The 13,470-nt window shown below is 68.1% G+C and carries 13 protein-coding genes; 11 read left to right on the top strand and 2 right to left on the bottom strand.

What is annotated here, in order from left to right; all coding sequences use genetic code 11:
- Positions 1-4: 4 nt before the first annotated feature.
- Positions 5-421 (top strand): VOC family protein, encoded by a 417-nt coding sequence (locus HWX25_RS16100; RefSeq protein WP_059535358.1) that lies wholly within the window; start codon positions 5-7, stop codon positions 419-421.
- 73 nt (positions 422-494) lie between these two features.
- The gene (locus tag HWX25_RS16095) at positions 495-1,181 is read left to right on the top strand and encodes a YafY family protein (protein ID WP_059535356.1); all 687 of its coding nucleotides are present in this window, start codon (positions 495-497) and stop codon (positions 1,179-1,181) included.
- 52 nt (positions 1,182-1,233) lie between these two features.
- Here the strand turns inward: HWX25_RS16095 and HWX25_RS16090 are convergent, their stop codons facing one another.
- Positions 1,234-2,157, bottom strand: coding sequence for a carbon-nitrogen hydrolase family protein (locus HWX25_RS16090; RefSeq protein WP_175909103.1), 924 nt, complete (start codon positions 2,155-2,157; stop codon positions 1,234-1,236).
- A 79-nt stretch (positions 2,158-2,236) separates the two neighbouring features.
- Between HWX25_RS16090 and HWX25_RS16085 the strand changes: the two genes are divergently transcribed.
- The 4 genes from HWX25_RS16085 to HWX25_RS16070 all read left to right on the top strand — a co-directional run bounded on the left by HWX25_RS16085 (position 2,237) and on the right by HWX25_RS16070 (position 6,743).
- Positions 2,237-3,157 carry a LysR family transcriptional regulator gene (locus tag HWX25_RS16085; RefSeq protein WP_175909101.1) on the top strand — a complete coding sequence of 307 codons (921 nt, stop codon included), beginning with the start codon at positions 2,237-2,239 and terminating at the stop codon, positions 3,155-3,157.
- A gap of 193 nt (positions 3,158-3,350) precedes the next feature.
- Positions 3,351-3,860, top strand: coding sequence for an NUDIX hydrolase (locus HWX25_RS16080; protein WP_174912778.1), 510 nt, complete (start codon positions 3,351-3,353; stop codon positions 3,858-3,860).
- Positions 3,857-5,005: a tRNA 2-thiouridine(34) synthase MnmA gene (gene mnmA, locus HWX25_RS16075; RefSeq protein ID WP_175909099.1), complete on the top strand. Its 1,149-nt coding sequence runs from the start codon at positions 3,857-3,859 to the stop codon at positions 5,003-5,005. The genes HWX25_RS16080 and mnmA overlap by 4 nt, the downstream gene beginning before the upstream one ends.
- Before the next feature lie 118 nt (positions 5,006-5,123).
- Positions 5,124-6,743, top strand: a complete 1,620-nt coding sequence (locus HWX25_RS16070; RefSeq protein WP_175909097.1) for an FMN-binding glutamate synthase family protein — start codon at positions 5,124-5,126, stop codon at positions 6,741-6,743.
- Positions 6,744-6,834: 91 nt separating this feature from the next.
- Here the strand turns inward: HWX25_RS16070 and HWX25_RS16065 are convergent, their stop codons facing one another.
- Complete coding sequence (locus HWX25_RS16065) at positions 6,835-7,446, bottom strand: glutathione S-transferase N-terminal domain-containing protein (RefSeq protein ID WP_059820513.1); 612 nt, start codon at positions 7,444-7,446, stop codon at positions 6,835-6,837.
- Between the two features lie 188 nt (positions 7,447-7,634).
- Here HWX25_RS16065 and HWX25_RS16060 point away from each other — a divergent pair, with 188 nt between their 5' ends.
- The 5 genes from HWX25_RS16060 to purH all read left to right on the top strand — a co-directional run bounded on the left by HWX25_RS16060 (position 7,635) and on the right by purH (position 13,362).
- On the top strand, positions 7,635-9,032 hold the full coding sequence (locus HWX25_RS16060; protein ID WP_059820453.1) for an aminopeptidase P N-terminal domain-containing protein: 1,398 nt from the start codon (positions 7,635-7,637) through the stop codon (positions 9,030-9,032).
- Between the two features lie 90 nt (positions 9,033-9,122).
- The gene (locus HWX25_RS16055) at positions 9,123-10,310 is read left to right on the top strand and encodes a UbiH/UbiF/VisC/COQ6 family ubiquinone biosynthesis hydroxylase (RefSeq protein WP_175909095.1); all 1,188 of its coding nucleotides are present in this window, start codon (positions 9,123-9,125) and stop codon (positions 10,308-10,310) included.
- 144 nt (positions 10,311-10,454) lie between these two features.
- Positions 10,455-11,522 (top strand): tRNA dihydrouridine synthase DusB, encoded by a 1,068-nt coding sequence (gene dusB / locus HWX25_RS16050; protein ID WP_059689065.1) that lies wholly within the window; start codon positions 10,455-10,457, stop codon positions 11,520-11,522.
- Positions 11,519-11,752 (top strand): Fis family transcriptional regulator, encoded by a 234-nt coding sequence (locus HWX25_RS16045; protein ID WP_006476892.1) that lies wholly within the window; start codon positions 11,519-11,521, stop codon positions 11,750-11,752. The genes dusB and HWX25_RS16045 overlap by 4 nt, the downstream gene beginning before the upstream one ends.
- A gap of 44 nt (positions 11,753-11,796) precedes the next feature.
- On the top strand, positions 11,797-13,362 hold the full coding sequence (gene purH / locus HWX25_RS16040; RefSeq protein ID WP_175909093.1) for a bifunctional phosphoribosylaminoimidazolecarboxamide formyltransferase/IMP cyclohydrolase: 1,566 nt from the start codon (positions 11,797-11,799) through the stop codon (positions 13,360-13,362).
- Positions 13,363-13,470 lie beyond the last annotated feature (108 nt).

The raw sequence follows: 13,470 nt of genomic DNA, 5'->3' as shown, positions 1-13,470 counted from the left end.
CGTCATGACGTCCGCAACTGCAACTGCAACCGAAACCGCAACCCTGGAACGCGCGATCGCGTGGTTCGACATCCCGTCCCTCGATTTCGACCGGGCGATCCGTTTCTACGAAACCGTGCTGCAGACGACGCTGCAGCGCGAAGTCATCGGCGGCGTGCCGATGGCCGTGTTCGATCACGAAGCGTCGAGCACGGGCGGCAGCATCGTGTTCGATCCGCAGCAGATGAAGCCGAGCGCGAACGGCGTGCTCGTGTACCTGAACGCCGGGGAATCGGTCGTCGCGGCGCTCGAACGCGCGAAGCGCGCGGGCGGCGTCGTGCAGGGCTCGGTCGTCGAGCTGCCGAACAACTACGGCTACATCGGCTACCTGATCGATACCGAAGGCAACCGCGTCGGCCTGCACGCACCGAAATGCCACTGAGCGCATCCACGATCCGGCCGGCACGGCGCTATCATCGCGAAGTCCCCGTAGCCGTTGGAGTCGAGGTTCAGCCATGACGCGCCGTGCCGACCGCCTGTTCCAGATCGCCGAGCTGCTGCGCGGGCGTCGTCTCACGACCGCGCAGCAGCTCGCCGACTGGCTGTCGGTGTCGCCGCGCACGGTCTATCGCGACGTGCGCGACCTGCAACTGTCAGGGGTGCCGATCGAAGGCGAAGCCGGCATCGGCTACCGGCTGAACCGCAACGCGAGCCTGCCGCCGCTCACGTTCACGGCCGAGGAGCTCGCGGCGCTCGCGGCCGGCGCGCGGATGCTCGAGACCTGGGGCGGCGCGCGCTTCGCGGGCGGCGCGCGTTCGGCGCTCGCGAAGATCGCGTCGGCGATGCCGGCCGACAAGCGCACCGCGCTCGATCGCCTGCCGGTGTTCGCGCCGTCGTTCCACATCGACGAGACGTTCTGCGCGAAGGTCGACGCGATCCACCAGGCGGTCGACACGCACCACATCGTCAGCTTCGACTACCGCGACCGGCTCGGCGCGCACACGAAGCGCCGCGTGTGGCCGCTCGGGCTCGTCTACTGGGGCGGACGCTGGACGATCGGCGCGTGGTGCGAGCTGCGCGACGACTTCCGCACCTTCGACATCGCGCGGATGGGCGACATCACCGTGCACGAGCAGTTTCCGGACATGGAAGGCCGGCGCATCGCCGACTACATGCGAATCGCGGAAGCGCCGATGCGCTGACGCACGCCGCCGCCATTCGCAAGCCGGGGCGTCCGCGCCCCGGCAACGCCCGTCATCCCCCGAACACGACCGACCGCTTCGGCCGCTCGTCGACGTGCAGCGAAAACACGTCGGGGCGCGCATAGTGCCCGACCACGTCGAAGTCGTAACGCGCACGCACGAGCTCGTCCGTATCGATGCGCGCGGTCACGAGCCCGGCCTCGCCGATCAGCGGCTCCGTCAGCAGGTCGCCGAGCGGCCCGACGATCACGCTGCCGCCGCGGATCAGCGGCCGCTCGGGATCCCAGCCCGGCACGTCGATGCCGAGCGCGCGCGGCGACGGCTGCACCTGGCACGCGCTCACGACGAAGCAGCGCCCTTCGTGCGCGATGTGCCGCATCGAGCTTTGCCACAGGTCGCGCTCGTCCACGGTCGGCGCGCACCAGATCTGCACGCCTTTCGCATACATCGCGCAGCGCAGCAGCGGCATGTGGTTCTCCCAGCAGATCGCGGCGCCCGCACGGCCCGCGGCCGTGTCGATCACCGGCAGTGTCGAGCCATCGCCCTGCCCCCAGATCAGCCGCTCGGTGCCGGTCGGCATCAGCTTGCGGTGCTTCGCGACGAGCCCGTCGCGCGGATCGAAGAACAGCGCCGTGCAGTAAAGCGTGCTGCCGCCACGCTCGATCACGCCGATCACGAGGCTCGCGCCCGTGCGCTGCGACAGCGCGGCCAGTTCGTCGGTTTCGGGCCCCGGCACGTCGATCGCCTGCGCGGCGTAGCGCGCATACGCGTCGCGGCCCTCGGGCAGCCGGTAGCCGAGCCGCGTGCCGAAGATCTCGCCCTTCGGATAGCCGCCGAGCACGGCCTCGGGCAGCACGACGAGCGACGCGCCGCTGTCGCTGATCGCGGCTTCGTAGCCGAGGATCGTGTCGAGCGTGGCGCGCGTGCCGGCGGGCGATGCGCCGATCTGCAGCGCGGCGATGACTGAGGTGGACATGAAGGCGTCTCCGGTGAGTGGGTGACGCCATCTTTATCGATATCATTTCATCGATCAAATCGATAAAACGATAACTGACATGAATATGGATGATATCGCCGCACTCGACCTGAATCTGCTGAAGGTGTTCGAGGCGCTGTACGAGGAAGGCGGCGCGAGCCGCGCGGCGCTGCGGCTCGGCCTCACGCAATCGGCGGCGAGCGCGGCGCTCGCGCGGCTGCGCGTGATCTACGCCGATCCGCTGTTCGTGCGCACCGGCCGCGGGCTCGCGCCGACGCCGCGTGCGGACGAACTGAAGCCGATCCTCTCCGATGCGCTCGACCGCTGCCGCGCAAGCCTCGCGATCGCAGCCGACGGCGGCGAGCGGGTCGGCCGTACGATCTCGGTCGGGCTGTCGGACGACTTCGAGATCGCGCTCGGCCGCGCGCTGATCGACGCGGTCGCCCGCGAAGCCGCGGGCATCCGGCTGATCTTCCGGCAGACGCACAGCGGCATCGCGGGCGACGCGCTACTGCGGCACGGCGTCGATCTCGCGATCGCGTCGGGCGGATTCTCGGCGAACGGACTGAGCCGGCGCGCGGTCGCGACGGGCGGCTACGCGTGCCTGATCGATCCGGCCGGCCGCGCGCACGCGCCGCGCACGCTCGCGCTCGCCGATTTCGTGCAGCGCGATCACCTGCTCGTGTCGTCGGGCGGCGTGATCGGGATCGTCGACGAAGCGCTGGCCGCGCTCGGACACAAACGGCGCGTCGCGGCGTCGACCACGCATTTCGCGGCGCTGCCGTACCTGCTCGCCGGCTCCGATGCGGTGGCGACGATTCCGGCGCACGCGGCTCGCGCGATCGCGCAGGCGACGTCGCTGCGCGCGCTCGCGTGCCCGGTCGAGCTGCCGCGCTACCCGGTGGAAATCGGCTGGCGCACGAGCACGCAGCGTGACCCGGCAATCGTGCGCGTGCGGGACACAATCGCCGCCTGCGTCGCGACGATCGTCGCGCCATGAAAAACGGGGCGCGATTCGCGCACGTGGCGGTCCGATCCTCCCGCCCCAGCCGGCCACCGACCGAGGCAGGCCGCGCCGCCGACGTGCTTCGCGGCAATCGGCAAGGCCTGCGGCGCCGCAGGAACGACCGGGGTCGGATTCGTCTAACCTGACGGCCGGCAGCGCCCGGGCGCAACCGGTAAAATGCCGAACCATGAAACCCGAAATCTGGACCCCGCATGTGACCGTCGCGGCGCTTGTCGAGCGCGCCGGTCGCTTTCTCGTGATCGAGGAAGAAACCTCCACGGGCCTGCGCATCAACCAGCCGGCCGGTCATCTCGAAGCCGGCGAGACGCTCGCCGACGCCGTGATCCGCGAGACGCTCGAGGAAACCGCGCATCCGTTCGTGCCCGACGCGCTCGTCGGCGTCTATCTCGCGCACTACGACCGCCCCGGCAGCGCCGGTGCGACCTACCTGCGCTTCACGTTCTGCGGCACGGCCGGCGAACCGCTGCCGGGCCACATGCTCGACGACGGCATCGTACGCACGCTGTGGATGAGCGCCGACGAACTGCGCGCGTGCAGCGAGCGCCACCGCTCGCCGGCGGTGATGCGCTGCGTCGACGACTATCTCGCCGGGCGGCGCATTCCGCTCGATTTCGTGCACACGCATTCGGTCGCGCCGCGCCCGGAAGCATTCGACCGTCAGGCGGTAAACAAATGAGCAAGCGCCGTGTAGTAGTGGGCATGTCGGGCGGCGTCGATTCGTCGGTGACCGCGTGGCTGCTGAAGGAACAGGGGTACGACGTGGTCGGCCTGTTCATGAAGAACTGGGAAGACGACGACGACGGCGAATACTGCTCGACGCGCCAGGACTGGATCGACGTGGTGTCGGTGGCCGACCTGATCGGCATCGACGTGGAAGCCGTGAACTTCGCGGCCGAATACAAGGACCGCGTGTTCGCCGAATTCCTGCGCGAATACTCGGCCGGCCGCACGCCGAACCCGGACGTGCTGTGCAACGCCGAGATCAAGTTCAAGGCGTTCCTCGACCACGCGATGTCGCTCGACGCGGAAATGATCGCAACCGGCCACTACGCGCGCGTGCGCGAGCGCGACGGTCGCTTCGAACTGCTGAAGGCATTCGATCACACGAAGGACCAGTCGTACTTCCTGCACCGGCTGAACCAGGCGCAGCTGTCGAAGACGATGTTCCCGCTCGGCGAGATCCCGAAGACGAAGGTGCGCGAGATCGCCGCGCAGATCGGCCTGCCGAACGCGAAGAAGAAGGACTCGACCGGCATCTGCTTCATCGGCGAACGGCCGTTCCGCGACTTCCTGAACCGCTATCTTCCGACGAAACCCGGCCCGATGAAGACGCCCGACGGCAAGGTGGTCGGCGAGCACATCGGCCTCGCGTTCTACACGTTCGGCCAGCGCAAGGGCATCGGCCTCGGCGGCAGCAAGGACGGCAGCGGCGAACCGTGGTTCGTCGCGGCGAAGGACATCGCGTCGAACACGCTGTACGTCGTGCAGGGCCACGACCACCCGTGGCTGCTATCGCGCGAGCTCGTCGCCGGCAACGTGAGCTGGGTCGCGGGCGAGCCACCGGCCGACGGCTTCTCGTGCGGGGCGAAGACGCGCTACCGGCAGGCCGATGCGGCCTGCACGTTCGGCCGGGCCGACGGCGAGCGCTTCTCGCTCGCGTTCGACGACGCGCAATGGGCGGTCACGCCCGGCCAGTCGGCCGTGCTGTACGACGGCGAGATCTGCCTCGGCGGCGGCATCATCGAGTTCGCGGCCACCGGCCAGCCCGGCCAGACGGCGCCTGCGGCAACGCACGCGGGCGCACTCGCGGAAGCACGCTGACATCCATTCGGTTTAGACTTGCGGCACGCCGCGCCCGGCGGAACACGATTCCGCCGCGGCCGGTGCGCCGCCGCGCAGCGTACGCATGGCGGCATTTCAAGATGCTTACGGAGCCCCCATGCTTTCACGACGCTACCTCGCGATGTGGTGTGCCGTCCTGCTGCTCGTTGCCGCGGCCGCACTCGCGTCGATCCACGTGCTTTCCTGGCTGTGGATCATCCTCCCCGTCGCCCTCGTCGCTCTCGGCCTGTACGACCTGAACCAGGACCGCCACGCGATCCTGCGCAATTACCCGCTCTGGGGCCATTTCCGCTTCCTGTTCGAGTTCATCCGCCCCGAGATCCGCCAGTATTTCGTCGAGGACGACACCGACGAGAAGCCGTTCTCGCGCGCGCAGCGCAGCCTCGTCTACCAGCGCGCGAAGAACGTCGCCGACAATCGCCCGTACGGTACCGAGCTGAACGTGAAGGCCGTCGCGCACGAATGGATCAGCCACTCGCTCGCGCCGACGAAGCTGCCGAACCATGACTTCCGCATCCGGGTCGGCGCAAACCGCGCGCAGCCGTACGACATCTCGATCTTCAACATCTCGGCGATGAGCTTCGGCTCGCTGTCCGCGAACGCGATCCGCTCGCTGAACCTCGGCGCGAAGAAAGGCGGATTTGCGCACGACACCGGCGAAGGCTCGCTGTCGAAGTACCACCGCGAGAACGGCGGCGACATCATCTGGGAAATCGCATCCGGCTACTTCGGCTGCCGCAACGACGACGGCACGTTCAATCCGGACAAGTTCGCGAAGCAGGCCGCCGATCCGCAGGTCAAGATGATCGAGATCAAGCTGTCGCAAGGCGCGAAGCCGGGCCACGGCGGCGTGCTGCCGGCCGCGAAGATCACGCCCGAGATCGCCGAGACACGCGGCGTGCCGATGGGCAAGGACTGCATCTCGCCCGCGACGCACTCGGAATTCTCGACACCGCGCGGGCTGCTCGAATTCGTCGAGCGGTTGCGCACGCTGTCCGGCGGCAAGCCGACCGGCTTCAAGCTGTGCATCGGCCATCCGTGGGAATTCTTCGGGATCGCGAAGGCGATGGTCGAGACGGGCATCGTGCCGGACTTCATCGTCGTCGACGGCGCGGAAGGCGGCACCGGCGCGGCGCCGCTCGAATTCACCGATCACGTCGGCGTGCCGCTGCAGGAAGGGCTGCTGCTGGTGCACAACACGCTCGTCGGCATCGGCGTGCGCGACCGCGTGAAGATCGGCGCGAGCGGCAAGATCATCACCGCGTTCGACATCGCGCGCACGCTCGCGATCGGCGCGGACTGGGTGAATTCGGCGCGCGGCTTCATGTTCGCGGTCGGCTGCATCCAGGCTCAGCACTGCCACACCGACCGCTGCCCGACCGGCGTCGCCACGCAGGACCCGGTGCGCCAGCGCGCCATCGTCGTGCCCGACAAGGCCGAGCGCGTGTACAACTTCCACCGCAATACGCTGCATGCGCTGCAGGAACTCGTGCAGGCGGCCGGCCTCGGCCATCCGTCCGAGCTGCGCGCGCATCACATCGTGCAGCGGGTCGCGCCGCACGAGGTGCGGCTGATGTCGCAGCTGCTGAAGTACCTGAAGCCCGGCGCGCTGCTCGACGGCCAGACCTGCGGCTATACGCTGTACGACAAGTGGTGGCCGATCGCGCGCAGCGATTCGTTCGTGCTCGGCGAAACCGTTTACACGTCGATCGAGTAACGCGATCGCCAGCCGACGGGCGGCTCGCCATAAGAAAAGCGCCCCGCGGGGCGCTTTTCTTTTGTCTGCGCGATCCGCCGTCGGCGGTCGGTCAGCCCTGCGGCAGCGTGTCGACGAACGTCTGCCGCTGCGACAGCTTCACGAAATGCTTGTCGAGGTTCGGATGGCGGTCGCGCCAGTTGAGTTCGGGCATCCGGAAGTCGAGGTAGCCGAGCGCGCAGCCGAGTGCGATGTCGGCGAGCGTGTAATGATTGCCGACGCACCACGTCTTGCCGCCGATGCCCTGCGACATCGCGACGAGCGCGTCGTCGATCTTGCGCTGCTGACGCGAGACCCAGCTCGCGCTGCGCTGCGCTTCGTCGCGCAACGTGTGTTCGAGACGAATCGCCACGGCCGCGTCGAGCACGCCGTCACCCAGCGCTTCCCAGCACCGCACTTCGACACGTTCGCGCCCCGACGGCGGAATCAGCTTGCCGACCGGCGACAGCGTATCGACGTATTCGCAGATCACGCGGGAATCGAACACCGCGGCACCATCCTCCATCACGAGACACGGGACCTTGCCGAGCGGATTCGATGCATGAATGTTCGTATCCGGCGCCCATACGTTCTCGAGCTCCAGCTTGTAGTCGATCTTCTTTTCAGCAAGCACGATCCGCGCCTTTCGGACGTACGGGCTGCTGAGCGAACCGATTAATTTCATCATCTGCCTTTTTAAGGGAACCGCCGAGAGTATACGTTGTCGCCGATCATAACCGGCCGGCGTGGCCGGGCAGAAAATCTGCCCGTCCGGCCTGTGGATGGTTTGCAACAGCCGTCGCCGAGCCCCGTCCGGCGCGGCTTGCAGCCGCGCCTCTCACACACCGCGTCCGGCGGCGCTACAATCGCACGATGAATGCGCCCCTCGATACCGCCATCGCCGTCGACGTCTACCGCCAGCGCCGCGAACGCGTGCTTGCCGCACTGCGCGCCGCGGGCGGCGGCGTCGCCATCGTTCCCACCGCGCCGGAAATGCTGCGCAACCGCGATACGGCCTTCCCGTACCGGCATGACAGCTACTTCCACTACCTGACGGGCTTCACCGAGCCGGATGCCGTGCTCGTGCTGAATGCCGCCGGGTCGCAAGGCACGCCGGAATCGATCCTGTTCTGCCGCGCGAAGAATGCCGATCGCGAGATCTGGGAAGGTTTCCATTACGGACCCGAGGCCGCGCGCGATGCATTCGGCTTCGACGCGGCCTACGCGGTCGACGTGATCGACACCGAAATGCCGCGCCTGCTCGCCGATGCGGGCACCGTGCACTATCGGTTCGGCGCCTCGGCCGAGTTCGACCGCCAGCTCGCCGGCTGGATCGATGCGGTGCGTGCGCAGGCGCGCACAGGTGTCGCCGCGCCGGACGCGCTGCTCGACCTCACGCCGCTCGTCGACGACATGCGGCTCGTGAAGGACGAACACGAACTCGCAATCATGATGCGCGCCGCGCACATCTCCGCGCTCGCGCACCGTCGCGCGATGCAGGTGTGCCGCCCGGGGATCCGCGAATACGAACTCGAGGCCGAGCTGCTGTACACGTTCCGCAAGCATGGCGCGCAGGCGCCCGCGTATGGCTCGATCGTCGCGGCCGGCGCGAACGCGTGCGTGCTGCACTACCCGGCCGGCAACGCGGCCGCGCAGGACGGCGACCTGATCCTGATCGATGCCGCGTGCGAACTCGACGGCTACGCGTCGGACATCACGCGCACGTTCCCGGCCAACGGGCGCTTCTCGCCCGCGCAGCGCACGCTGTACGACATCGTGCTCGCCGCGCAGCAGGCCGCAATCGACGCGACGCGCGCGGGCGTATCGTTCGAGGCACCGCACGACGCGGCCGTGCGTGTGCTGGCGCAAGGGCTGCTCGATACGGGCATCATCCCGAAGACGCGCTTCTCGAACGTCGACGACGTGATCGCCGAGCGCGCATACGCACGCTTCTACATGCACCGCACGGGCCACTGGATCGGCATGGACGTGCACGATTGCGGCGACTACCGCGAGCGGCTCGCCGCGCGCGACGCCGACGGCGCGTTGCCGTGGCGCACGCTGAAACCCGGCATGACGCTTACCGTCGAGCCGGGCCTGTACGTGCGGGCCGCCGACGACGTGCCGTCCGAATACTGGAACATCGGCATCCGCATCGAGGACGACGCGATCGTGCGCGAGCACGGTTGCGAGCTGATCACGCGCGACGTGCCGGTGGCGGCTGCCGAGATCGAGGCGTTGATGCGCGCTGGCGCGGCGCACGGCGCGTGAGCGTGCCGCAGGTTGCCCTCGCCCCGCTGTCGAGCCACCGTCGACTCGCTGTTGACCGCCGTTGACCGTTACCCCGTTTCACGAACATTGATGACGACCGCTTCCTCCCCGGCCACGCCGGACTACGATCTCGCCATCGTCGGCGCCGGCCCCGTCGGGCTCGCGCTCGCCGGCTGGCTCGCCCGCCGCAGCGCGACGCAGCACGCGTCGATCGCGCTGATCGACGCGCGCGAGCCGGCCGCGAGCGCGAACGACCCGCGCGCGATCGCCGTATCGCACGGCAGCCGCGTGCTACTCGACACGCTCGGATGGCCGGGCGACGCGACGCCGATCGAACACATCCACGTGTCGCAGCGCGGCCATTTCGGCCGCACGCTGATCGACCGCGACGAGCACGACCTCGCCGCGCTCGGCTACGTCGTGCGCTACGGTTCGATCGTGCAGGCGCTCGCGCAGGCCGTGCGCGGCACGCGCGTCGACTGGCTCACGTCGACCACCGCACGCACGCCGCAACAGGACGCCGACGGCGTCACGCTGACGCTCGACGGTCCGCAAGGCGAGCGTACGCTGCGCGCGCGCATCGTCATCAACGCCGAAGGCGGGCTGTTCCACGAACAGCAGGCCGATACCGGCAAGCATCGCCGCGACTACGGTCAGACCGCGATCGTCGGCACGGTCACGGTCTCGGCGCCGCGCCCGAACGTCGCATGGGAACGCTTCACGCACGAAGGCCCGCTCGCGCTGCTGCCGCTCGGTGGCCCACGCCAGGCCGAGTATTCGCTCGTATGGTGCTGCACGCCCGACGAAGCTGCCCGCCGCGCCGGCCTTCCCGACGACGCGTTCCTGCGCGAACTCGGCGCTGCCTTTGGCGAGCGGATGGGGCAGTTCGTCGCGATCGCGGGGCGCGCCTCGTTCCCGCTCGGGCTGAACGCGGCACAAACGCTCGTCAACGGGCGCATCGCGATCGTCGGCAACGCCGCGCAAACGCTGCATCCGGTCGCCGGCCAGGGGCTCAATCTCGGGCTGCGCGATGCGCATACGCTCGTCGACGCGCTGTCCACCCAAGGCTTCGAACCGACCGCGCTCGCAACCTTCAACGCGCGGCGTGCACTCGACCGGCGCTTCACGATCGGCGCGACCGACACGCTCGCGCGGTTGTTCACGGTCGACACCGGCCCCCTTCCGCTGTTGCGCGGCGCGGCGCTCACCGCACTCGAATTCGTACCGCCGCTGAAGAAGGCGATCGCGCGCCAGATGATGTTCGGCCAGCGCAACTGACGCGCGGCGCGGCGCGCGTTGCGTGTCGTCGGCGCCGTGCAAACCGGGTCAAATCGGCGGGGCATGGGAATACGGTAAAATGCGCGTTTTCCCTCCGCCCTTTTTTGCCCGCGACGCCCGGCGCTCGCGGGCGGTGCCATTGCGATGCCCGTTATCGGCCCTCACGTATTGCGTAACAACCTGTTCGTCGCCCCGATGGCCGGGGTGACGGATCGCCCGTTCCGCCAGCTGTGCAAGCGGCTGGGGGCCGGATACGCCGTGTCCGAGATGGTCGCGTCCAATGCACAGCTGTGGAAGAGCGCGAAGACGATGCGGCGAGCGAACCACGAAGGCGAAGTCGAGCCGATCGCGGTGCAGATCGCCGGCGCCGATCCGGCGATGATGGCCGAAGCCGCCCGCTACAACGTCGACAACGGCGCGCAGATCATCGACATCAACATGGGCTGCCCGGCGAAGAAGGTCTGCAACGTCGCGGCCGGCTCCGCGCTGCTGCAGAACGAGCCGCTCGTGCAGCGGATCGTCGAGGCCGTCGTCGCGGCGGTCGGCACGGGGCCGGATGCGGTGCCCGTCACGCTGAAGATCCGCACCGGCTGGGATCGCGAGCACAAGAACGCGATCACGGTCGCGCGCCTCGCCGAGGCGGCCGGCATCTCGATGCTGACCGTGCACGGCCGCACGCGCGCCGACCTCTACCGCGGCGACGCGGAATACGACACCATCGCGGCCGTGAAGGCGGCCGTGCACATCCCGGTCGTCGCGAACGGCGACATCACGTCGCCGGCGAAAGCGAAGGCCGTGCTCGACGCAACCGGCGCCGACGCACTGATGATCGGTCGTGCCGCGCAAGGTCGGCCCTGGCTGTTCCGTGAAATCGATCATTTCCTGCAAACCGGCGAGCTGCTGCCCCCGCCGCGGATCGACGAGATCCAGCACGTGATGAACGAACACCTGGAAGACCACTACGCGTTCTATGGTGAATTCACCGGCGTCCGTACTGCGCGCAAGCACATCGGCTGGTACACTCGCGGCCTTTCCGGTGCCAACGGGTTCCGGCACAGGATGAACACGCTCGATTCCACCCGCGAGCAGCTCGCCGCCGTCAATGCATTCTTCGAGGCGCAAAAAGCGCTGTCGGACCACCTCGTCTACGTCGATGACGAAGAGGAAAACGGCCAGGGCGAGTCGGACGACCATAACCAGTTAGCAGCATGAGCAAGCACAACATCGAACAATGTGTCCGCGAGAGCCTGGACGTGTATTTCCGGGATCTAGACGGCTCCAATCCGCACGACGTCTATGAAATGGTGATGTCCTGCGTCGAAAAGCCGATGCTCGAGGTCGTGCTCGTACAGGCCGGCGGCAACCAGTCGCTCGCCGCCGAGTACCTCGGCATCAATCGCAATACGCTGCGCAAGAAGCTGCAGCAGCACGGCCTGCTGTAGGCAGCCGTCCCGTCCCCGTTTCCCTGGCTATTGGTGGTTCCATCATGATCAAGCAAGCGCTCATTTCCGTTTCCGACAAGACCGGCATCGTCGACTTCGCGAAGTCGCTGTCCGACCTCGGCGTCAAGCTACTGTCGACCGGCGGCACCGCGAAACTCCTCGCCGACGCGGGCCTGCCCGTTACCGAAGTGGCCGACTACACGGGCTTTCCGGAAATGCTCGATGGGCGCGTGAAGACGCTCCACCCGAAGGTGCACGGCGGCATCCTCGCCCGCCGCGACCTGCCCGAGCACATGCAGGCGCTGGAGCAGCACGGCATCCCGACGATCGACCTGCTGGTCGTGAACCTGTATCCGTTCGTCGCGACGATCGCGAAGGACGACTGCACGCTCGCCGACGCGATCGAGAACATCGACATCGGCGGCCCGACGATGCTGCGCTCGGCCGCGAAGAACCACCGCGACGTGACGGTCGTCGTCGATCCGGCCGACTACGCGGTCGTGCTCGACGAAATGAAGGCGAACGGCAACGCGCTCGGCTACGCGACCAACTTCCGTCTCGCGACCAAGGTGTTCGCGCACACGGCGCAATACGACGGCGCGATCACGAACTACCTGACGAGCCTGACCGACGAGCTGCAGCACGCATCGCGCAGCGCGTACCCGGCCACGCTGAACATGGCGTTCGACAAGGTTCAGGACCTGCGCTACGGCGAGAACCCGCACCAGAGCGCAGCGTTCTACCGCGACCTCGCGGCACCGGCCGGCGCGCTGGCGAACTACCGCCAGCTGCAGGGCAAGGAGCTGTCGTACAACAACATCGCGGATTCGGACGCGGCGTGGGAATGCGTGAAGACGTTCGACGCGCCGGCCTGCGTGATCATCAAGCATGCGAACCCGTGCGGCGTCGCGGTCGGCAACGACTCGGCCGATGCGTACGCGAAGGCATTCCAGACCGACCCGACGTCGGCATTCGGCGGCATCATCGCGTTCAATCGCGAAGTCGACGAGACGGCCGCGCAGGCGGTGGCGAAGCAGTTCGTCGAAGTGCTGATCGCGCCGTCGTTCTCGGACGCCGCGAAGCAGGTGTTCGCCGCGAAGCAGAACGTGCGCCTGCTCGAAATCGCGCTGGGCGACGGTCATAACGCGTTCGACCTGAAGCGCGTGGGCGGCGGCCTGCTCGTGCAGTCGCTCGATTCGAAGAACGTGCAGCCGAGCGAGCTGCGCGTCGTCACGAAGCGTCAACCGACCGCGAAGGAAATGGACGACCTGCTGTTCGCATGGCGCGTCGCGAAGTACGTGAAGTCGAACGCGATCGTGTTCTGCGCCAACGGCATGACGCTCGGCGTCGGCGCCGGCCAGATGAGCCGCGTCGATTCCGCGCGCATCGCGAGCATCAAGGCACAGAACGCGGGCCTTACGCTGGCCGGCTCTGCCGTCGCGTCGGATGCGTTCTTCCCGTTCCGCGACGGCCTCGACGTCGTCGTGGCGGCTGGCGCGACCTGCGTGATCCAGCCGGGCGGCTCGATGCGCGACGACGAAGTGATCGCGGCGGCCGACGAACACGGCATCGCGATGGTCCTGACGGGCGTGCGTCACTTCCGTCACTGATCGCACGCGGCCCGCGCGGCCGCTGAATGCAAACCCGGCGGCATCACACCCGCCGGGTTTTTTATTGCGCGGCGCCGGCGCACACGACCATGCGGCCGGCACCGCACA

The sequence above is a fragment of the Burkholderia sp. BCC1640 genome, from assembly GCF_902833125.1.
GTDB classification, from domain to species: Bacteria; Pseudomonadota; Gammaproteobacteria; order Burkholderiales; family Burkholderiaceae; genus Burkholderia; species Burkholderia diffusa.
This window is presented reverse-complemented; position numbering and strand designations above follow the sequence as displayed.

Excerpts from the sequence above, each read along its gene's own strand:
- HWX25_RS16070 (WP_175909097.1), top strand. The coding sequence starts at position 5,124 with ATGCTTTCACGACGCTACCTCGCGATGTGGTGTGCCGTCCTGCTGCTC.
- HWX25_RS16090 (WP_175909103.1), bottom strand. The coding sequence starts at position 2,157 with ATGTCCACCTCAGTCATCGCCGCGCTGCAGATCGGCGCATCGCCCGCC.
- HWX25_RS16080 (WP_174912778.1), top strand. The coding sequence starts at position 3,351 with ATGAAACCCGAAATCTGGACCCCGCATGTGACCGTCGCGGCGCTTGTC.
- dusB (WP_059689065.1), top strand. The coding sequence starts at position 10,455 with ATGCCCGTTATCGGCCCTCACGTATTGCGTAACAACCTGTTCGTCGCC.
- mnmA (WP_175909099.1), top strand. The coding sequence starts at position 3,857 with ATGAGCAAGCGCCGTGTAGTAGTGGGCATGTCGGGCGGCGTCGATTCG.
- HWX25_RS16085 (WP_175909101.1), top strand. The coding sequence starts at position 2,237 with ATGAATATGGATGATATCGCCGCACTCGACCTGAATCTGCTGAAGGTG.
- HWX25_RS16095 (WP_059535356.1), top strand. The coding sequence starts at position 495 with ATGACGCGCCGTGCCGACCGCCTGTTCCAGATCGCCGAGCTGCTGCGC.
- HWX25_RS16055 (WP_175909095.1), top strand. The coding sequence starts at position 9,123 with ATGACGACCGCTTCCTCCCCGGCCACGCCGGACTACGATCTCGCCATC.
- HWX25_RS16065 (WP_059820513.1), bottom strand. The coding sequence starts at position 7,446 with ATGAAATTAATCGGTTCGCTCAGCAGCCCGTACGTCCGAAAGGCGCGG.
- HWX25_RS16060 (WP_059820453.1), top strand. The coding sequence starts at position 7,635 with ATGAATGCGCCCCTCGATACCGCCATCGCCGTCGACGTCTACCGCCAG.
- HWX25_RS16100 (WP_059535358.1), top strand. The coding sequence starts at position 5 with ATGACGTCCGCAACTGCAACTGCAACCGAAACCGCAACCCTGGAACGC.
- purH (WP_175909093.1), top strand. The coding sequence starts at position 11,797 with ATGATCAAGCAAGCGCTCATTTCCGTTTCCGACAAGACCGGCATCGTC.
- HWX25_RS16045 (WP_006476892.1), top strand. The coding sequence starts at position 11,519 with ATGAGCAAGCACAACATCGAACAATGTGTCCGCGAGAGCCTGGACGTG.